At 72.0% G+C, this 18,842-nt stretch carries 19 protein-coding genes; 10 read left to right on the top strand and 9 right to left on the bottom strand.

Features of this window, described 5'->3' with window-relative positions:
* Positions 1–41: 41 nt before the first annotated feature.
* Positions 42–1,115 carry a redox-regulated ATPase YchF gene (gene ychF, locus AB0D10_RS26600; protein WP_360260955.1) on the bottom strand — a complete coding sequence of 358 codons (1,074 nt, stop codon included), beginning with the start codon at positions 1,113–1,115 and terminating at the stop codon, positions 42–44.
* An 84-nt stretch (positions 1,116–1,199) separates the two neighbouring features.
* Positions 1,200–1,589 (bottom strand): VOC family protein, encoded by a 390-nt coding sequence (locus AB0D10_RS26595; RefSeq protein WP_360260953.1) that lies wholly within the window; start codon positions 1,587–1,589, stop codon positions 1,200–1,202.
* Positions 1,590–1,753: 164 nt separating this feature from the next.
* Here AB0D10_RS26595 and AB0D10_RS26590 point away from each other — a divergent pair, with 164 nt between their 5' ends.
* Complete coding sequence (locus AB0D10_RS26590; RefSeq protein WP_360260951.1) at positions 1,754–2,359, top strand: DUF6542 domain-containing protein; 606 nt, start codon at positions 1,754–1,756, stop codon at positions 2,357–2,359.
* 33 nt (positions 2,360–2,392) lie between these two features.
* Here the strand turns inward: AB0D10_RS26590 and ppgK are convergent, their stop codons facing one another.
* On the bottom strand, positions 2,393–3,139 hold the full coding sequence (gene ppgK / locus AB0D10_RS26585) for a polyphosphate--glucose phosphotransferase (protein ID WP_360260948.1): 747 nt from the start codon (positions 3,137–3,139) through the stop codon (positions 2,393–2,395).
* Positions 3,140–3,269: 130 nt separating this feature from the next.
* Complete coding sequence (locus AB0D10_RS26580; protein WP_360260946.1) at positions 3,270–4,244, bottom strand: 4-hydroxy-3-methylbut-2-enyl diphosphate reductase; 975 nt, start codon at positions 4,242–4,244, stop codon at positions 3,270–3,272.
* A 109-nt stretch (positions 4,245–4,353) separates the two neighbouring features.
* On the opposite strand from AB0D10_RS26580, the gene AB0D10_RS26575 reads away from it, so the two are divergent.
* The 4 genes from AB0D10_RS26575 to AB0D10_RS26560 all read left to right on the top strand — a co-directional run bounded on the left by AB0D10_RS26575 (position 4,354) and on the right by AB0D10_RS26560 (position 8,061).
* Positions 4,354–5,709: an APC family permease gene (locus tag AB0D10_RS26575; RefSeq protein ID WP_360260944.1), complete on the top strand. Its 1,356-nt coding sequence runs from the start codon at positions 4,354–4,356 to the stop codon at positions 5,707–5,709.
* 10 nt (positions 5,710–5,719) lie between these two features.
* Positions 5,720–7,039 carry an exodeoxyribonuclease VII large subunit gene (gene xseA, locus AB0D10_RS26570; protein WP_360260942.1) on the top strand — a complete coding sequence of 440 codons (1,320 nt, stop codon included), beginning with the start codon at positions 5,720–5,722 and terminating at the stop codon, positions 7,037–7,039.
* Positions 7,040–7,071: 32 nt separating this feature from the next.
* Positions 7,072–7,329: an exodeoxyribonuclease VII small subunit gene (locus tag AB0D10_RS26565; protein WP_360260940.1), complete on the top strand. Its 258-nt coding sequence runs from the start codon at positions 7,072–7,074 to the stop codon at positions 7,327–7,329.
* Positions 7,330–7,458: 129 nt separating this feature from the next.
* Positions 7,459–8,061 (top strand): malonic semialdehyde reductase, encoded by a 603-nt coding sequence (locus tag AB0D10_RS26560; protein WP_360260938.1) that lies wholly within the window; start codon positions 7,459–7,461, stop codon positions 8,059–8,061.
* Positions 8,062–8,137: 76 nt separating this feature from the next.
* Here the strand turns inward: AB0D10_RS26560 and AB0D10_RS26555 are convergent, their stop codons facing one another.
* A complete protein-coding gene (locus AB0D10_RS26555; protein WP_360260936.1) occupies positions 8,138–8,674 on the bottom strand; it encodes a DUF4245 domain-containing protein in 537 nt (178 codons plus the stop codon).
* Between the two features lie 215 nt (positions 8,675–8,889).
* Between AB0D10_RS26555 and glpX the strand changes: the two genes are divergently transcribed.
* Positions 8,890–9,930, top strand: a complete 1,041-nt coding sequence (glpX, locus tag AB0D10_RS26550; RefSeq protein WP_350631566.1) for a class II fructose-bisphosphatase — start codon at positions 8,890–8,892, stop codon at positions 9,928–9,930.
* Positions 9,931–10,075: 145 nt separating this feature from the next.
* Here glpX and AB0D10_RS26545 read toward each other — a convergent pair whose 3' ends face one another.
* Together AB0D10_RS26545 and AB0D10_RS26540 are read right to left on the bottom strand one after the other, a co-directional pair.
* Positions 10,076–10,507 carry a WhiB family transcriptional regulator gene (locus AB0D10_RS26545; protein ID WP_360260933.1) on the bottom strand — a complete coding sequence of 144 codons (432 nt, stop codon included), beginning with the start codon at positions 10,505–10,507 and terminating at the stop codon, positions 10,076–10,078.
* Positions 10,508–10,772: 265 nt separating this feature from the next.
* Entirely contained in the window at positions 10,773–11,522 is a 750-nt protein-coding gene (locus tag AB0D10_RS26540; RefSeq protein WP_360260931.1) for a DUF1707 domain-containing protein, read from the bottom strand.
* Positions 11,523–11,670: 148 nt separating this feature from the next.
* Between AB0D10_RS26540 and AB0D10_RS26535 the strand changes: the two genes are divergently transcribed.
* On the top strand, positions 11,671–13,338 hold the full coding sequence (locus AB0D10_RS26535; RefSeq protein ID WP_360260929.1) for a fumarate hydratase: 1,668 nt from the start codon (positions 11,671–11,673) through the stop codon (positions 13,336–13,338).
* Positions 13,339–13,434: 96 nt separating this feature from the next.
* Positions 13,435–13,683: a Txe/YoeB family addiction module toxin gene (locus tag AB0D10_RS26530; RefSeq protein ID WP_360260927.1), complete on the top strand. Its 249-nt coding sequence runs from the start codon at positions 13,435–13,437 to the stop codon at positions 13,681–13,683.
* A gap of 22 nt (positions 13,684–13,705) precedes the next feature.
* Here AB0D10_RS26530 and AB0D10_RS26525 read toward each other — a convergent pair whose 3' ends face one another.
* A complete protein-coding gene (locus AB0D10_RS26525; protein WP_360260925.1) occupies positions 13,706–14,464 on the bottom strand; it encodes a GntR family transcriptional regulator in 759 nt (252 codons plus the stop codon).
* Between the two features lie 137 nt (positions 14,465–14,601).
* Here AB0D10_RS26525 and AB0D10_RS26520 point away from each other — a divergent pair, with 137 nt between their 5' ends.
* On the top strand, positions 14,602–14,805 hold the full coding sequence (locus AB0D10_RS26520; protein WP_360260922.1) for a hypothetical protein: 204 nt from the start codon (positions 14,602–14,604) through the stop codon (positions 14,803–14,805).
* 260 nt (positions 14,806–15,065) lie between these two features.
* Here the strand turns inward: AB0D10_RS26520 and AB0D10_RS26515 are convergent, their stop codons facing one another.
* Entirely contained in the window at positions 15,066–15,350 is a 285-nt protein-coding gene (locus AB0D10_RS26515) for a hypothetical protein (RefSeq protein WP_360260920.1), read from the bottom strand.
* Between the two features lie 212 nt (positions 15,351–15,562).
* Here AB0D10_RS26515 and AB0D10_RS26510 point away from each other — a divergent pair, with 212 nt between their 5' ends.
* Positions 15,563–18,523: a BTAD domain-containing putative transcriptional regulator gene (locus AB0D10_RS26510; protein WP_360260918.1), complete on the top strand. Its 2,961-nt coding sequence runs from the start codon at positions 15,563–15,565 to the stop codon at positions 18,521–18,523.
* The last annotated feature ends 319 nt before the right edge of the window (positions 18,524–18,842 follow it).

Here is an 18,842-nt window from a genome sequence, read left to right as displayed (position 1 = left end):
GGGACCGGGCGGTCCGGGTCGGGCAGCCTCTTCGCGGGCCGTCAGACGTTGAAGCGGAACTCCACCACGTCGCCGTCCTGCATGACGTACTCCTTGCCCTCGATGCGGGCCTTGCCCTTGGAGCGGGCCTCGGCGACGGAGCCGGTCTCGACCAGGTCGGCGAAGGAGATGACCTCGGCCTTGATGAAGCCCTTCTGGAAGTCGGTGTGGATGACACCGGCTGCCTCGGGGGCGGTGGCACCCTTCTTGATGGTCCAGGCCCGGGTCTCCTTGGGGCCGGCCGTCAGGTAGGTCTGCAGGCCGAGGGTGTCGAAGCCGACCCGGGCGAGGGTCGCCAGGCCGGGCTCCTCCTGGCCCATCGACTGGAGCAGCTCCAGGGCCTCGGCATCGTCCAGCTCGATCAGCTCGGACTCGATCTTGGCGTTGAGGAAGATCGCCTCGGCCGGGGCGACCAGCTCGCGCTGCGCGTTCTTGAAGTCCTCGTCGGCCAGCTCGTCCTCGTCCACGTTGAAGACGTAGAGGAAGGGCTTGGCGGTCAGCAGGTGGAGCTCGCGGATCGGGGCGGTGTCGAAGCCGGCCTCGAACAGGGTCTTGCCGGTCTCCAGGATCGCCTGCGCGGCCTCGGCGGCGGCCAGCACGGGGGCGGTGTCCTTCTTGAGGCGCGCCTCCTTCTGCAGCCGCGGCAGGACCTTCTCGATGGTCTGGAGGTCGGCCAGGATCAGCTCGGTGTGGATGGTCTCGATGTCGTCCTTGGGCGACACCTTGCCGTCCACGTGCACCACGTCCGGGTCGGTGAAAGCGCGCACGACCTGGCAGATCGCGTCCGACTCGCGGATGTTGGCGAGGAACTTGTTGCCCAGGCCCTCACCCTCGCTGGCGCCGCGCACGATGCCCGCGATGTCGACGAAGTCGACGGTCGCCGGGAGGATGCGCTGCGAGCCGAAGATCTCGGCGAGCTTGGCCAGCCGCGCGTCCGGGACGCCGACCACGCCGACGTTCGGCTCGATGGTGGCGAACGGGTAGTTGGCCGCCAGCACGTCGTTCTTGGTCAGGGCGTTGAACAGGGTCGACTTGCCGACGTTCGGCAGACCGACGATTCCGATCGTGAGCGACATGAAGCGCAGTCCCGGGGGCTTGGAGGAGTTGGGTCGGCACCGTACGGGCCGACCTCCAAGTCTACGGGCAGCGTTCGCGCTGCCTCACGCCTCGGTCCCCGCGGCCCGGGGCTCCAGGAACTCCAGCCGGTTGCCCAGCGGGTCCGCGGCGTGGAAGCGCCGCCGGCCGGGCACGTTCGTGTCCCAGAGCACCTCGTGGCCGTGCGCGGCAAGGTGGTCGGCCAGCGCGTCCAGCGAGCCGACCTGGATCCCGGGGTGCCCCTTCACGGACGGGCGGAAGTCCGGCACCACGCCCAGGTGCACCTCGACCCCGCCGCCGCGGAACCAGCAGCCGCCGCGGGCGGCCAGCACGGAGGGCTTGGGCAGTTCGGTCATGCCGAGCACCCCGGACCAGAACGCGCGGCACCGGTCCTCGGTGCCGGCCGGGATGTCGAGCTGGACGTGGTCGAGTCGTTCGAACGTGAAACCGGTCATGCGAAGCCCCCGCGTGAAGATCGAATGATCATGCTCTGTCGACTCCGCCGAGCAGGTCAGCACACCAGAGCGACGATCACATGACTACGCCGTCCGAAGACACGGGACAAGGCCTGAACGGTCCATTACACAGTGTGGCGATGATCGGACCGTACGTTGGACAGGTGGAGCAGAGCATCCGAACCCAGCCGCCAGGGCCCAGACGCCGTCCGCCGAACGGCGCGGCCGCAGCCGCCGTCCCCGGTCCAGGCCGGGCTCCCGAGTCCGCCCCCGCCTCCCGGCTGCGCCCGGTGGCCGGCCCGTCCGGCGCCGCCCGTCCGCCCGCGCCACGGCTTCGCCTGCCGTTGCGCGGGCGCGGCGACGACCGGCTGTACGGGCGGCGCCGGACCGGTCGGCCGACCCGGCTGACGGCCATCGGCACCGGTGTGCTCGCCGTCCTGGCCACCCTCGCGGTGGCGGGCCTGGACCGGCTGCTCTTCGACGACCTGGGCTGGCTGTTCGGCCTCGGCTACCTGGTGGTCTGCTTCCAGCTGGCCGTACGCGTCCGCTACGTCGACCTGCTGGCCGCGCCGATCAGCGGGCCGATCGCCTTCGCCGCGGCGCTGCTGCTGCTCGCGCCGGTCGGTTCCTCGGGCGTCACCGCCCAGGTGGTCTCACTGGCGACCGGGCTGGCGCTGCGGGCCGGCTGGCTGTTCTCCGGCACCGGGCTCGCCGCGCTGATCGTGCTCGCCCGCTTCGTCGCCCAGCGCCGGATCCAGCGCTCCCGCTGAGGACACTCCGCCGCCGGGCGGGGCGGGCGGCCCTCAGCCCGCCGCCCCGGCCGCCGCCATGGCCGCCCCCACGATGCCCGCGTCGTTGCGCAGCTCCGCCGGCACCACCCGCGCCTCGCGGTCCCTCAACAGCGGCAGGAACCGCTCGTGCTTGCGGCTCACCCCGCCGCCGATCACGACCAGCTGCGGCGAGAACAGCATCTCCACCAGGTCCAGGTACTCGTCGACCCGCCCGGCCCACTGCTCCCAGTTCAGCCCGTGCCGCTCCTTGGCGGCCGAGGAGGCCCGGCGCTCGGCGTCCTTGCCGCGCAGCTCCAGGTGACCCAGCTCGGTGTTGGGCACCAGCGCGCCGTCCACGAAGAGGGCGCTGCCGATGCCGGTGCCGAAGGTGAGCAGCAGGACGACCCCGGACTGGCCGCGGCCCGCACCGTGCGTCACCTCGGCGAGACCGGCCGCGTCCGCGTCGTTGAGGACGGTCGCGGGCAGGTCCAGCGCCTCGCGGAACAGTCCTTCGGCGTCGATGCCGATCCAGCCCTTGTCGACGTTGGCCGCGGTCCTGGTCCGGCCGCCGACCACCACCCCGGGGAAGGTCAGCCCGACCGGGCCCCGGTGGTCGAACCGGCGGACCACCTCGCACACGGCGGCGACCACGGCCTCGGGCGCGGACGGCTGCGGGGTGAGCACCTTGTGCCGCTCCTCGGCGAGCACGCCCCTGGCGAGGTCGACCGGTGCGCCCTTGATGCCCGAGCCGCCGATGTCCACGCCGAATACCGCCGTCATCACATCCACCCTCCGCCGTCGCCGCGGACCGCTTGTCCACAGCCTGTGAACAACGCTACGAGAGCGCACACGGGCCCGCACAGCAGAAGACCCGGCACCCCGCGAGGGGGCGCCGGGCCGTCCGGAGGTGTCAGAGCTTGCCCGCGGCTTCGGCACGCAGGTCGCGGCGCAGTTCCTTGGGCAGCGAGAAGGTCAGGTGCTCCTCGGCGGTCTTGACCGTCTCGACCGTGTCGTAACCGCGCGCGGCCAGGAACTCCAGCACGCCCTCGACCAGGATCTCCGGGACCGAGGCGCCGCTGGTGAGGCCGACGGTGCCGACGCCCTCCAGCCACTCCTCGCGGATCTCCTCGGCGAAGTCCACCAGGTGGGCGGCCTTGGCCCCGTACTCCAGGCCGACCTCGACCAGGCGGACCGAGTTGGAGGAGTTCCTGGAGCCGACCACGATCAGCAGGTCGGTCTCGGGGGCCATCTGCTTGACCGCGACCTGGCGGTTCTGGGTCGCGTAGCAGATGTCGTCGCTGGGCGGGCTGACCAGGGCCGGGAAGCGGTTCTTCAGCTCGCCGACGGTGGCCATCGTCTCGTCCACCGACAGGGTGGTCTGGGACAGCCAGACGACCCGGGACTCGTCCCGGACCTGCACGTTGGCGACGTCCTCGGCACCGTCCACCAGGTGGATCCGGTCCGGGGCCTCGCCCATGGTGCCGATGACCTCCTCGTGGCCCTCGTGGCCCACCAGCAGGATGTCGAAGCCCTCGTCGGCGAAGCGCACCGCCTCCTTGTGCACCTTGGTGACCAGCGGGCAGGTGGCGTCGACGGTGGCGAGCTTGCCCGCCCGTGCCTCGTCGTGGACGGACGGGGCGACGCCGTGCGCGGAGAAGACCACGATCGAGCCCTCGGGCACCTCCTCCGTCTCGTCGACGAAGATCGCGCCCTTCTTCTCCAGGGTCTGCACCACGTACTTGTTGTGGACGATCTGCTTGCGGACGTAGATGGGCGCCCCGTACTGCTCCAGGGCCTTCTCCACGGCGATCACTGCGCGGTCGACACCCGCGCAGTAGCCCCGGGGGGCGGCGAGCAGGACACGGCGCGGCGCGGTGTTGGACATGGCTCCATCGTACGGGCGACGGCGGGCGCCGCCGCCCGCACCGGGGAGCCGCGCCGACAGCGGGCACTTTCCGTGCAGTCCCGGCCACGAGTGTTCAAATCTGGTGTCTATGAGCTCTGTGAGCGGGCAGGCGACGCCGGGCGGCCTGCGCCGCAGCCTGGGCGTCCGCGATCTGATGGTCTACGGACTGCTGTTCATCGCCCCGATGGCCCCGGTCGGCGTGTTCGGCGTGCTGGACGCCAAGAGCCACGGCGCCGTCGCCACCGTCTACCTGGCCGCCACCGCGGCGATGGGCCTCACCGCCTTCTCGTACGCCCAGATGGTGCGCGCGGTGCCGCGGACCGGCTCGGTGTTCGCCTACGCGACGGCCGGGCTGGGCGAGGGGGCGGGGTTCATCGCCGGGTGGATGGCGATGCTCGACTACCTGCTGATCCCCGCGGTGGCCTACCTGTTCTCCGGGATCGCGCTGCACTCGCTGGTGCCGGGCGTCTCGCGCTGGGTGTGGACGGCGGCCGCGGTCGTGGTGACCACCGCGCTCAACCTGATCGGGGTGCGGACGGCGGCGGCGGTCGGCTTCGCGGTACTCGCCATGGAGGTCGCGGTGCTGGCGGTGTTCGTGGCGGCGGCCGTGGTGGCGCTGGTCCAGGACGGCGCCCGGCGCGGCTGGGACACCCCGTTCACGGCCGTCGGCGGCTTCTCGCTGACCGCCGTGATCTCGGCGGTGTCCGTCGCGGTGCTGTCCTACCTGGGGTTCGACGCGATCGCGACCTTCGTCGAGGAGGCCGTCGGCGCCTCGGCGGCGGTCGCCCGGGCCGTGCTCTGGTGCCTGGCGCTGGCCGGGGTGCTGTTCGTCGTGCAGACCTACCTCGCGGCACTGCTGGAGCCGATGGGCCCGCGGCAGCTGGCCGCCGACCCGGTGGCACAGGGTTCGGCCTTCTACGACACCGTGGAGAGCGGGGTCGGGCACTGGCTGCACGTGCTGGTGGCGGCCGGCAAGGCGATCGGCGCGGCCTTCGCGGCCCTGGCCGGCCAGGCGGCGGCCGGTCGGCTGGTCTTCGCGATGGCCCGGGAGGGGCGGCTGCCGCGCCGGCTCGACTCGGTCGACCCGGGCAGCGCGGTGCCGCGCCGGGCGCTGCTGGCGGCCGCGGTGGTCACCATGGCGGCGGCCGTCTGGGCGGCGAGCCGGGACGACGGGCTGGACCGGCTGACCTCGGTGGTGAACGTGGGCGCGCTGACCGCCTTCGCGCTGCTGCACGCCTCGGTGATCGGCTGGTACACGGTGCGGCACGGCTCCCCTGACCGACTGCGGCACGTGGTCGCCCCCGCCCTGGGGATCGCGGTGATCGCCGCGGTGGTCTACGAGGCCGCGCCCACCGCGCAGCTGGTCGGGCTGGTCTGGCTGGCGGCCGGCCTGGTGGTGCTCGGCGTCCAGGGTTCCCCGGGATCTGTCGGCGGACGCCGCTAGCCTCGTACGCATGGCCAACACCAGCTCCCCCGAAGCCCCGCTCCCGGTCGGCAAGGTCTCCGCGCTGATCGGCGGCTGGATCGACCGGCTCGGCGCGGTGTGGGTGGAGGGGCAGATCACCCAGCTCAGCCGCCGGCCCGGCGCGGGCGTGGTGTTCCTGACCCTGCGCGACCCGCAGGCGGACGTGTCGCTCACGGTGACCTGCTTCCGCTCGGTGTTCGACCAGGTCGCGGACGTCGTGCAGGAGGGCGCGCGGGTCGTCGTGCACGCCAAGCCGGAGTGGTACGCGGCGCGCGGGCAGCTGTCGCTGCGCGCCTCGGAGATCCGGCCGGTGGGGCTGGGCGAGTTGCTGGCCCGCCTGGAGCAGCTGAAGCGGCGGCTCGCCGGGGAGGGCCTGTTCGCGGCCGAACGCAAGAAGCCGCTGCCGTTCCTGCCGCAGTGCGTCGGGCTGGTCACCGGGCGCGGCTCGGCGGCCGAGCGGGATGTACTGGAGAACGCCCGCCGGCGTTGGCCGGCCGTCCGCTTCGAGGTGCGCAACGTCCCGGTGCAGGGCGTCAGCGCGGTGGAGCGGGTGAGCGCGGCGGTGCGGGAGCTGGACGAGCACCCCGAGGTGGACGTGATCGTCGTGGCCCGCGGCGGCGGCAGCGTCGAGGACCTGCTGCCGTTCTCGGACGAGGGGCTGGTGCGGCTGGTCGCGGCCGCCCGTACGCCGGTGGTCAGCGCGATCGGGCACGAGCCGGACCAGCCGCTGCTGGACTTCGTGGCGGACCTGCGCGCCTCCACTCCGACCGATGCCGCCAAACGGGTGGTTCCGGACGTCGGCGAGGAGCTGGCGAAGGTCCGCCAGCTGCGCGACCGGGCCCGCCGGCACGTGCTGGCCCGGGTCGAGCGCGAGCAGCACGGGCTGGACGGGCTGCGCAGCCGCCCGTCGATGGCCGCGCCGCACCGGATGCTGGACGGCCGCGGCCAGGAGGTGGAGAGCCTGCTGGAGCGGGCCCGGCGCACCTTGCGGCACCGGCTGGACCACGCGCAGAGCGACCTCGGGCACACCCTGGCCAGGGTGGTCGCGCTCTCCCCGGCGGCCACCCTGGAGCGCGGCTACGCGGTGCTCCAGCGGACGGACGGCACGGTGGTGACCGACCCGGCGCAGGTCACGCCCGGGGAGGGGCTGCACGCCCGGGTGGCGGGCGGCGGCTTCGACGTCACGGCGGCCGGTGCGTCCACGGCCGGGGCCGGTGACGCCGCCGCTGGTGACACAGGGGCCGCCGGCGCCGCTGGTGACACAGGGGCCGCCGGCGCCGCCGGTGACACCGCCGCCGACGGGGACTGACGCTGTCGGCCCCACCCCCTACGCTGGCACGCATGGCAGAGCAGCAGGAGCAGCAGGACGCGGCGGCACCCAACCCGGACGACGCGCTGGGCTACGAGCACGCCCGGGACGCGCTGCTGGAGGTCGTCCGGCAGCTGGAGAACGGCGGGACGTCGCTGGAGGAGTCGCTGGCCCTGTGGGAGCGCGGCGAGCAGCTGGCCAAGGTGTGCCAGCGCTGGCTGGACGGCGCCCGGGCCCGGCTGGACGCCGCGCTGGCCGCCGAGGAGGACGGGGCCGCGGGCGACCGGTGAGGCCGCCGGGCGAATGTGAGGCGAGTCACAGCGACTCGGGGAATCGTTGAATATTCACCCATGTTGGAGGAAGTGATCGGCCCCGGCCGGTCATACCGACGAACCCCCTCCCGCATGAGGTGCAGAAGCATGACCACCGACGCCCTGGTACTCGACGCCGCCGCTCAGGACCTCCTGTTCCGCGAGGCCCGCACCGCGAACACCTTCACCGACGAGCCGGTCTCCGAGGAGCAGGTCCAGGCCATCTACAACCTGGTCAAGTTCGGCCCGACGGCCTTCAACCAGCAGCCGCTGCGCGTCGTCCTGGTCCGCTCGGCCGAGGGCCGCGAGCGCCTCGTCCAGCACATGGCGGACGGCAACAAGGCCAAGACCGCCGCCGCCCCGCTGGTCGCCATCCTGGCCGCGGACAACGAGTTCCACGAGGAGCTGCCGACCCAGCTCCCGCACTTCCCGCAGGCGAAGGACATGTTCTTCTCGGAGCGCAGCGTCCGCGAGCAGTCCGCCACGCTGAACGGCGCCCTGCAGGCCGCCTACTTCATCATCGGCGTGCGCGCCGCCGGCCTGGCCGCCGGCCCGATGACCGGCTACGACGCCGACGGCATCAACAAGGAGTTCTTCGGCGACGGCGAGCACTCGGTGCTGGCCGTGGTCAACATCGGCAAGCCGGGCGACGACGCCTGGTTCCCGCGTTCGCCGCGCCTGGCCTACGACGAGGTCGTCACCACCGTCTGACGTCTGACGCGCCCGCGCGAAAGGGCCCCGCACCGGTTCGTCCGGTGCGGGGCCCTTCGGCGTGCTGCGGCCGGCGCTACTTGAGCGCCTGCGCCAACTCGGCCAGCTCCTCGTAGGAGGCGGTGCCGGTGAGCACGGCGGTCCCGGTGCCGGTCTGCGCGGTCAGCGCGCGGGCCTTGTCGCCCTGGACCCGGTCCCAGGTGCGGCCGGCCACGTCGGAGGCGCCGTCCGGCTTGCCGCCCGCGACCTTGTCGGCGAGCAGCGAGTCGCGCGGCGCGTCGCTCTGCTCGACCGCCGCGTACTGGCCGGACGGCGTCACGAAGCCCAGGTGCCAGGAGTTGCCCTTGCCGTTGCTCTGGTCGGCCGACCGGTAGCTGACCGAGGTGGCCCGCCACCTGTCGGACAGCCCGTCCGGGGAGAGCAGCGGGTACGGCGCGGCACGCTTGGCACTGGCCGCGGCAACCTTGTACTCGACCACGTGCACCGGGTCGCTGTTGGCGTCGTGCGGGAGGAACAGGTACCCGATCCAGACGACGAAACCGACCGCCAGCATCGACAGGACCATGTCCCGTACGGTCTGGCGACCCCTCATGCCCTTGCTCTCTGCAGCCACCCCCACATGGTGACTCATGCACATGCGGACCCGGCCACCCGGGGTGTCCACGAACGGGTGAACCGGGACGAACCGGTGGTTTCCGCCACCGCACGGCGACCCGCGCCACAGACAGTCATCTCGTGGGCAGATACGATCGCATCACCCTCACCACGGCGTTCGACCTGGCAGTAGTCGGGCGCTCACTGGCCGTCGCGTACAGAGAGGTAACGACGATGACCACGCAGTACCCGCACCACCTTCCCAGTGCCCTGGAGGTCGCGCCCGAGGCTCCGGACCGGAACCTCGCGCTCGAACTCGTCCGGGTCACCGAGGCGGCAGCGATGGCGGCCGGCCGGTGGGTCGGACGTGGCGACAAGAACGGCGCGGACGGTGCAGCCGTGAAGGCGATGCGCACCCTCGTCTCGACCGTCTCGATGAACGGCGTCGTCGTCATCGGCGAGGGCGAGAAGGACGAAGCCCCGATGCTCTACAACGGCGAACGGGTCGGCGACGGCACCGGCGCCGAGTGCGACGTCGCGGTGGACCCGGTGGACGGCACCACCCTCACCGCCAAGGGCATGAACAACGCCGTGGCCGTGCTGGCCGTGGCCGACCGCGGCACCATGTTCGACCCCAGCGCCGTGTTCTACATGGACAAGCTGGTGGCCGGCCCGGAAGCCGCCGAGTTCGTCGACATCACCGCCCCGGCCGCCGTCAACATCCGCCGGGTCGCCAAGGCGAAGGGCAGCGCCGTCGAGGACGTCACCGTCGTCGTCCTGGACCGCCCGCGCCACGACGGCCTGGTCCGGGAGATCCGCGAGGCGGGCGCCCGGATCAAGTTCATCTCCGACGGCGACGTGGCCGGCGCCATCATGGCCGCCCGCGAAGGCACCGGCGTCGACCTGCTGATGGGCGTCGGCGGCACCCCGGAGGGCATCATCGCGGCCTGTGCGATGAAGTGCATGGGCGGCGTGATCCAGGGCCGTCTGTGGCCCAAGGACGACGCCGAGCGGCAGAAGGCCCTGGACGCCGGCCACGACCTGGACCGGGTGCTCACCACCGACGACCTGGTCAGCGGCGAGAACGTGTTCTTCGTCGCCACCGGCATCACCGACGGCGAGCTGCTGCGCGGCGTGCACTACCGCTCGGAGACCGCCACCACCAGCTCGCTGGTCATGCGCTCCAAGAGCGGCACGATCCGCGAGATCCACTCCACCCACAAGCTCTCGAAGCTGCGGGCCTACAGCGCGATCGACTTCGACCGCGCGAACTGACACCGGGCCCGGCGACCGGCTGACGGCTCGCCCCGGGGACAGCAGGCAGCGGCCCCGGCGGAATCCCCCTCCGCCGGGGCCGCGGCGCGTCCGGCCCCGGGCCCGCGGCCCGCGGAACCCGGACCCCCGGGTCTTCGGCCCGCCGTCACCCGGCTATCCGGCTCCGCGCGGGCGCCGTCACCCGGGCCGCCTCACGCAGCTCCGCGTCCCGGCGGCGGCGCCGGGCCAGCACCACCCGCCGCTCGGCGGCCGTCAGCCCGCCCCAGACCCCGTACGGCTCCGGCTGGGCCAGCGCGTGCTCACGGCACTCCAGCAGCACCGGGCAGCGGGCACAGACCTGCTTGGCCTGCTCCTCCCGGGACAGCCGGGCCGCCGTCGGCTCCTTGGAGGGAGCGAAGAACAGCCCCACCTCGTCCCGCCGGCACGCCGCACCGGTGTGCCAGGGGTCGTCCTCGCCCGCGGCGCCGCCCGCCGGGCCGCCCGGGGGCTGCGGCTGCGGGCGGACGTCGCGGCGGTGTTCCAGCAGCTGCGCGGCGGCGACTGGCGAGGTGGTGCGGGACTCGATCGGATGCAGCACGGCCGTACTCCTGACGAGGCTCTCGGACACGGGGAACCCCGCTCCCCTGCCCGGCTGCGAGCCCCCGCTGTCCAACCCTCCGGAACGGCCGCTGGGCCGCCTCCGGTGCGCAGCCGTACAAGAAGCGATGTGCGGAAGGAACTACCCCGCCCGACCGCGATTCATGCACACTGCACGCAATCGACTACGGAGTGCACCCGGCCGCAACGCCGAGCGCCCGACCGGGAGTTGATCCACGGCCGGGCGCCACAAAGGCCAACCGGGTTCACTCTGCGCCGAGTTGGCGGCGCACCCACTCCTTGAGCTTCTTGCCCCGGCGCGGCTTGGCGGTGCAACCACCGAACATCGCAAGGCCCTTGACCCGAACAACCGGAGCGTACGGGTCCGCCGCGGTCTGCTCGCGGACGTCGAAACCGCCGAACAGGCCGACCCCGCCGCCCTGCAGGCTGACGTTCTCCGGCACCCGGACCTCGACCCCGCCGAACATCGCCACGACCACGATCTCCACCTCGGGAGACTCGAAGACGGCGTCGCTCAGGTCGATCTCCACCCCGCCGAACGCGGCGAAGGCCTTCAGGTGCGACCCCACCCGCCAGCGGCCCTTGCGGGACGCGCCGCCGAAGATCGCCACCACCGCGGGCGACTCCTGGCGCGCGGGCGGCTGGGGCGTCGCGGCCGCCGAACCCAGCGGCTGCTTCTCGAAGGACAGCGGCCGGGCCGGCAGGTCCCGGGTCAGCGGCACCAGGTCACCGAAGGTCTTGGCGGCGTACGCGGCCTCGATGCGCTCCGCGTGCTCGTCCGCGTCCAGGCGCCCCTCGGCGTAGGCGTCCCGCAGCAGTTCCGCGACCTTCTCGCGGTCCGCGTCCGAGACGCGTATCTCGGCGTCCGCCGCCGGCTGGTGCACCGGCTGCGGCGCGGCCCCGGGCTTCGCCCCCGGCTCCGGTTCGGACTTGGTCATCGGTACGGGCGCCGGCACCGGCTGCCCCGGATCGTCGTGCGACGGCGAGTTGTCCACGGGGTCCACCCTAGTCGCTCGCACTGCTGCCCGAGTGAGCCCCGTCACGCAAGGCCGACCTGTCCGCGTGCCGACCACGACCGGGTCCTACCCTGGATGGTGCTTCGCCGACGCAGCCGGACCAACTGGACACCTAAGGACCGCCCCGATGGCTCCCACGCCAGACTTCGAGTACAGCGACCTGCTCCCCCTGGGCGCTGACCCGACCCCGTACCGCAAGCTCACCTCCGAAGGTGTCTCCACCTTCGAGGCGGGCGGTCGCACCTTCCTCCAGGTCGAGCCCGAGGCGCTGCGGCTGCTGACGGCCGAGGCGATGCACGACATCTCGCACTACCTGCGCCCCGCCCACCTCGCCCAGCTGCGCCGCATCCTGGACGACCCGGAGGCCAGCCCCAACGACCGCTTCGTCGCGCTCGACCTGCTGAAGAACGTCAACATCTCGGCCGGCGGCATCCTCCCGATGTGCCAGGACACCGGCACCGCGATCGTCATGGGCAAGCGCGGCCAGAACGTGCTCACCCCCGGCGCGGACGAGTCCGCCATCGCGCGCGGCGTGTACGACGCGTACACCAAGCTCAACCTGCGCTACTCCCAGATGGCCCCGGTGACCACCTGGGACGAGAAGAACACCGGCAACAACCTGCCGGCCCAGATCGAGCTGTACGCCACCGACGGCGACGCGTACAAGTTCCTCTTCATGGCCAAGGGCGGCGGCTCCGCCAACAAGTCGTACCTGTACCAGGAGACCAAGGCCATCCTGAACGAGGCGAGCATGCTCTCGTTCCTGGAGCAGAAGATCCGCTCCCTCGGCACCGCGGCCTGCCCCCCGTACCACCTGGCCATCGTGATCGGCGGCACCAGCGCCGAGTTCGCGCTGAAGACCGCCAAGTACGCCTCGGCGCACTACCTGGACAACCTGCCCACCGCGGGCAACGCCAGGACCGGCCACGGCTTCCGCGACCTGGAGCTGGAGCAGAAGGTCACCGAGCTGACCCAGAAGATCGGCATCGGCGCCCAGTTCGGCGGCAAGTACTTCTGCCACGACGTGCGCGTGGTGCGCCTGCCCCGCCACGGCGCCTCGCTGCCGGTCGCCATGGCCGTCTCGTGCTCCGCCGACCGCCAGGCCCTGGGCAAGATCACCGCCGAGGGCGTCTTCCTGGAGCAGCTGGAGACCGACCCGGCGAAGTACCTGCCGGACACCACCGACGAGCACCTCGACGACGACGTGGTGCGCGTCGACCTCGACCAGCCGATGTCCGCGATCCGCGCCGAGCTCTCCAAGTACCCGGTGAAGACCCGCCTCTCGCTCACCGGCACCCTGGTCGTCGCCCGCGACATCGCCCACGCCAAGATCAAGGAGCGCCTGGACGCCGGCGAGGGCATGCCCAAGTACCTGCAGGACCACCCGGTCTACTACGCGGGCCCGGCCAAGACCCCCGAGGGCTACGCCTCCGGCTCCTTCGGCCCCACCACGGCCGGCCGGATGGACTCCTACGTCGACCAGTTCCAGGCGGCCGGCGGCTCGATGGTCATGCTCGCCAAGGGCAACCGCAGCAAGCAGGTCACCGACGCCTGCGCCGCGCACGGCGGCTTCTACCTCGGCTCCATCGGCGGCCCGGCGGCCCGCCTCGCCCAGGACTGCATCAAGAAGGTCGAGGTGCTGGAGTACGCCGAGCTCGGCATGGAGGCCGTCTGGCGCATCGAGGTCGAGGACTTCCCGGCGTTCATCGTGGTGGACGACAAGGGCAACGACTTCTTCCGCGAGACCACCGAGGGCCCGCTGATCACCAACCTGCGGGTGCGTTCCAAGGAGTAGTGCCGCACCCCCTCTCTCACCGCCCCGGCCGCCCTGCGGCCGGGGCGGTTCTTTCACGGCACCCGGTACGGAAATCCCAGCCCTGGCGGGTGAGGTGTGAGGAGCGTCCACTTCGACCCGGACGCCGGGGAGGACTTCCGCTTCCGGCTCGGGTCGAACCGGAAAATGGCCCAGCGGATCGCCCGCCTGGTGGGCGAGATCCAGCGTGATCCGTTCAGCGGGATCGGGAAGCCGGAGCCCCTGAAGGGCGATCTGGCCGGCTACCGGTCACGCCGGATCGACGACGAGCACCGGCTGGTGTACCGGGCGGACGAGAAGGAGGTGAAGGTCCTCAAGGCCCGCTAAGTAGCGATCGCGTCCGTCAGGGTCAGGCGTCGAAGTCGTACTCCAGGACGTAGGAGGCGGCGTCCAGGATCATCTCGTTGAGCTCGACCACCTGGCCCTCGTCGGCGAAGGCGGTGCGGCAGATCAGGATCACCGGGGTGCCGGCGGACAGCTCCAGGCGGGTGGACTCCTCCCCGCTGGGCATCCGGGAGCGGACCTCCTCGCGGAAGTGCACGGGCTTGGCGCCGATCTCGGCCAGCCGGGCGTAGGTGCCGCCCGGGCCGGTGTCCTCGCGGGTGATGGCGGTGCCGGCGACCAGGACCGCGGGCAGGTAGGAGGTCGAAAGCAGCACCGGCTTGCCGTCCAGGACGAAGCGGCGGTGCCGCACGCACATCGGGGCCCCCGGGTCCGCCCCGAGCACCCGGGCCACGTGTTCGGGCGCGCCCTGCTCGGTGACGGACACCTGATCGACGACCAGGCTGCGATTGTCGATGTCCGCCGACCATATCGACCGGCCGGCCCCCCACTGCCCCTGCGCCAGCCGCTGGATGCCGCGCCGGCGCAGCGGCCGGAAGTCCCGCACGAACACCCCGGCGCCGCGGCGCGCCTCGGCGATGCCCTCGCTCTGCAGCACGCCCAGCGCCTGGCGGGCGGTCATCCGGGCCACGCCGTACTCGTCCATGAGGTCGTTCTCGCCGGGGAGGCGGTCACCGGCGCCGTACCGACCGGTGTCGATGGCCGCCTTCAGCGCCTCGGCGATCCGCTGGTACTTGGGCTGCTTGTCGCCATTGCTGCCGGTCATCGCCGCTCCCTCTGCCTCGGACAAATCGTAGGCGCGCCCGCGGCCGCCGGTAAGGAGATACGACCGTTGACATCTCTAGAGATTTTAGCTTCTCTAGAGATGCTGGCCAGTCGCCTACCAGAGCGAGGAGCAGCACGGTGAGCACTCGACAGCACGACGCCCGGGCCTACCGGCCCCAGGTGGGCGAACTCGTCCTCGACCGCAGGACCGGACGCACCGGCATCTACATGGGCACCACCGGAGGCGAGCACTACCTGCGCCCCGAGGGCGGCGGCCGGGAATGGACCGCCGAACCGAACCACGTCTCGCCCGTTCCCGGGCCCCACGAATCGGCTGAATGAGTTCGGCCTCGGCAATTCGGCGAAATCCACGCGAACGACTACATTCCGGACCCTGCTATCACCCCTGCGATCCCCGGTGAATCAGGAATTCCGGAACACCCCGCACGCGCCGCCGGGCACGTTACGGATATCACCCGTCACCATGCGTGCACCGGCGACGGGAATCAGCCACCGGCGCACCGGCACACGAACTGGCGTGCACATAACCGGGAGCGCCCCCGCGCCCGGACGGGGGCACGGGGGCGCTCGGGCGGCGCGACTTACGGGTGGCCGCCCACGGCACTCTCCGGCGTGAACGGGCCTCCCGGCTCACCGGTCGACGGCGATGCGGGCTTCTCTACGTACTGGCCCTCGTCACCGAACGGACCGTTCTCGAACGCGTTCTTCTCCGCGCCGGTCGGCGCGGTGTACTCAGCCGGGTTCGAGGACGCGGTCACCGCACCCTCGACGGCCTTGCCCGCCTCCACAGCGGCGGCCGGGGCCTCGGTCTTCGCCTCGTTCTCGGGCGCCGACGCCACCGGGGTCTCGCTCTGGTCGTTGGCCATTGGCGGCCGCCTTTCGGTCATCAAATGTGTCAGCCCGACCTCCGTGGCGCGGGCGCGCGGACAGTATCGTAGGGTTGATTAAATGTCCGATAAACATCGTGTGGCTTGCGCTGCCGTCCGGCAGAGTCGGGCGTCCGCCTAAGCTGAAGCACCGCGGCGGACCGCCGAGCGCCCATTCACGGAATCGAAACGACAGGCCATCGGGGGACTTCATGGAGTTTCGGGAGACGCCGCAGACCTCTGCGCTGCGCTTCCAAGTCCTCGGTCCGGTCCAGGCCTGGCTCGACGGCAAACCCCTCTCCCTCGGCTCCCCCCAGCAGCAGGCCGTCCTGACCACCCTTCTGCTGCATTCCGGACGCCCGGTCACCACGCAGGACCTGGTCGACGCGCTCTGGGGTGAACGCCCCCCGACCCAGGCGGTGGCCGCGCTCCGCACCTACGTCTCCCGTCTGCGCTCCGTCATCGAACCGCGGCGCGAGGTTCGCCGGCCCGCCGAGCTGCTGGTCTCGGTCGCCGACGGCTACGCCCTGCGCATCCCGGGCGAGTCCCTCGACCTGGCCGTCTTCGAGCGGCTCTCCGCCGAGGCCGCGGCCGCCCGGGCCGCCGGTGACAAGCACGAGGCGCACCGGCTACTGGTGCAGGCGCTGGACCTGTTCAGCGGCCGTCCGCTCACCGGCATCCCCGGCCCCTACGCCGACGCCCAGCGGCTGCGGCTGGCCGAACGCCAGGCAGCCGCAGCCGAGGAACTGTGCGCCGCCGCCCTCGATGTCGGCCTGCACGCCGAGATCGTCGGGGAGCTCAACAGCCTGACGGCCGAACACCCGCTGCGCGAGCGCCTGCGCGAACTGCTGATGCTGGCGCTGTACCGCTGCGGCCGCCAGGCCGAGGCGCTCGGCGTCTACTCCGACACCCGCAAGCTGCTGATCGAGGAGCTCGGGGTCGAACCCGGCGTCGGCCTGTCCGCGATGCACACCCGCATCCTGGCGGCCGACCCCGCGCTCGCGATCCCGGCGGCCCCCGCATCCACTACCCGTGAGGACGGCCCGGCCGCGCCCCCGGCTCCGGCCCAACTCCCTGCGGATGTTTCGGACTTCAGTGGTCGCACCGAACTCGTGGGCGACCTCTCGACCGTCTTGATGAACGCCAGCGGGCAGGCCGTGGTGGTCACTTCGCTGGCCGGTATCGGAGGCGTCGGGAAGACCACCCTGGCCGTCCACGTCGCCCACCGCGTGCGTGCCGAGTTCCCGGACGGGCAGTTGTACGTCGACCTGCGCGGTGCCGGCGCTTCCCCGGCCGACCCGGTGGTCGCCCTGGGTGACTTTCTGCACGCGCTCGGTGTCACCGAGAATCCGGACTCGCTGGAACAGCGCGCCGCCCTCTACCGCTCGCTGCTCGCCAACCGGCGGATGCTGATCCTGCTCGACAACGCGCGCGACGCCGAGCAGATCCGGCCGCTTATCCCCGGCGTCTCCGGCTGCGCCGTGCTCGCCACCAGCAGGTCCCGGCTGGCCGGCATCCCGGGTGCGCAGCTGTTCGACGTGGAGGAGCTGACCCCGGCCGAGGCTCTGGCGTTGTTCTCGGCCATCGTCGGCGAGCAGCGGGTCGCCGCCGAACCGGAGGCCGCCATGAAGGTGGTCACCGCCTGCGGCTTCCTGCCACTCGCCGTCCGCATCGCCGCCGCCCGGCTGGCCAGTCGGCCGCGCTGGAGCGTCTCCGACCTGGCCAGTCGGTTAGCCGACCAGCGACGGCGGTTGGACGAACTCCAGCTCGGCAACCTCGCCGTGGAGACCACCATCGGCCTCGGCTACGGACAACTGTCCGTGGACGAGGCCCGCGCCTTTCGGCTCCTCGCGCTGATCGACTCCCCCGACATCCCGCTGGCGGCCGCCGCGGCGCTGCTCGGCATGGACGAGTACACCGCCGAGGACCTCGTCGAGGCGCTCGTCGAGGCGAACATGCTGGAGTGCTTCACCCCCGGCCGTTACCGCTACCACGACCTGCTCCGGCTCTACGCCCAGCGGCAGAACGAGCGGATCGGGGACGCCGGGGAGCAGGAGAGGGCGGTCCTGCGGCTGCTCCACCTGCTGATCCCGACCGTGCGCAACGCGGCCCAGGTCATCGAGCCGGACGAACCGGTGATCGAGCAACTGACCGCGCTCACCTCTCCGGGGCTCGACCTGCCCACAAGCCACTCCGCACAGGACTGGCTGCGGACCGAGGGCGGCATGTTGCTCAGTACTGTCGAGGCGGCCGCGAGCGGCCCCGGCACCCTGCAACGCGCAGCGGTCGACCTGCTGAGCTACCTGATCAGCATCGACCCGGACCCGACCCGTGGCCCCCGAGCACTCCGGACTCTGGAAGCCATCGGCGACGGCGCACAGAGTCGTGACGACGCGGCTGCGCTCGCCCGGGTGCACTTCGCCCGCGGCACCCTGCAGTCCGTCACCAGTGATTTCCAAGGGGCCGAGCAGTCCTTCCGTCGGAGCCTGGACCGCCAGGCACCGGACGACCCGACCGTCTTGCTCGTAGCCACGGCCAACATGCTGGGCGTGATGTTGAACGTCGGCAACCGTCCGGCCGACGCACTGCTGTTCCTCGAAAGGGCTCGCGCCACCAGCCGGGCCGTCGACGCGCCCATCCTTGAGGCACGGGTCGTCAGCAACATGGCCAGGGTGCAGCACCGCCTCGGCATGACCGAGACGGCGATCCGCTCCGCCGAGGACGGTGTCTCGGCCGCACGCGCGTCCAAGAACGACCCCTTGCTCGCCCAGACCCTCTACCAGCTGGGCGTGGTGCTGTCCGGCATCGAAGCCGTCCCCCATCTGCGCGAGGCGCACCGGCTCTACCAGTCCCAGCGGAACCCGCTGTGGGAGGGCTACACCCTGGCCCGGCTGGCCTCCGCCCTGCTCGTCTCCGAGCAGCACACCGAGGCAGCCGAAACGGCCGGCGAATCGCTCGCGATCGCCCAGGAAATGGACTTCGCCTACTGCCAGGGCCTGGCCAACGCCGCACTGGGCGAGGCGTTGCTGGCCCTCGCCCAGCCCGCACGCGGACTCGCGTGCCTCCAGGAGGCACACTCGATCTTCACGCGGCTCGGTGTGCCAGAGGCCTCCCCCGTGGCGGACCTCATCGCTCAGCAGCACACCGAGCCCTTCTCTCCCCCCGCGCCGTGAGGCCTCCGTTCCCCCTCGGAGGACCTCCCCCGTTCCGCGCGTCGGCGCTCCCGCAGCCCCCCGGCTGCGGGAGCGCCCTCAACGCTTCCCCGGCGCTGGACTCCACTGTGCACCACGCCGATTGACGTTCGATAAACGCCCGATAGTCGGTCTGCGGATCGGTGAAACCGCAGGTCAGCGGCTCTGCCCGGCGCGTCGTGCGGCGTGCGGGGCCCGGCGCACCACCCCGGCCCGCACCGTCGTGCTCCCGCAAGCCCGGCCACATCGACCCAAGTACGACGAGTTGGCCGGAAAGGGACCCCACGACGCTGTGATCACG

The organism is Kitasatospora sp. NPDC048545, from assembly GCF_040651155.1.
In the GTDB taxonomy this organism is placed as follows: domain Bacteria; phylum Actinomycetota; class Actinomycetes; order Streptomycetales; family Streptomycetaceae; genus Kitasatospora.
The sequence above is the reverse complement of the archived record's forward strand: the minus strand, read 5'-3'. Positions and strand labels throughout refer to the sequence as shown.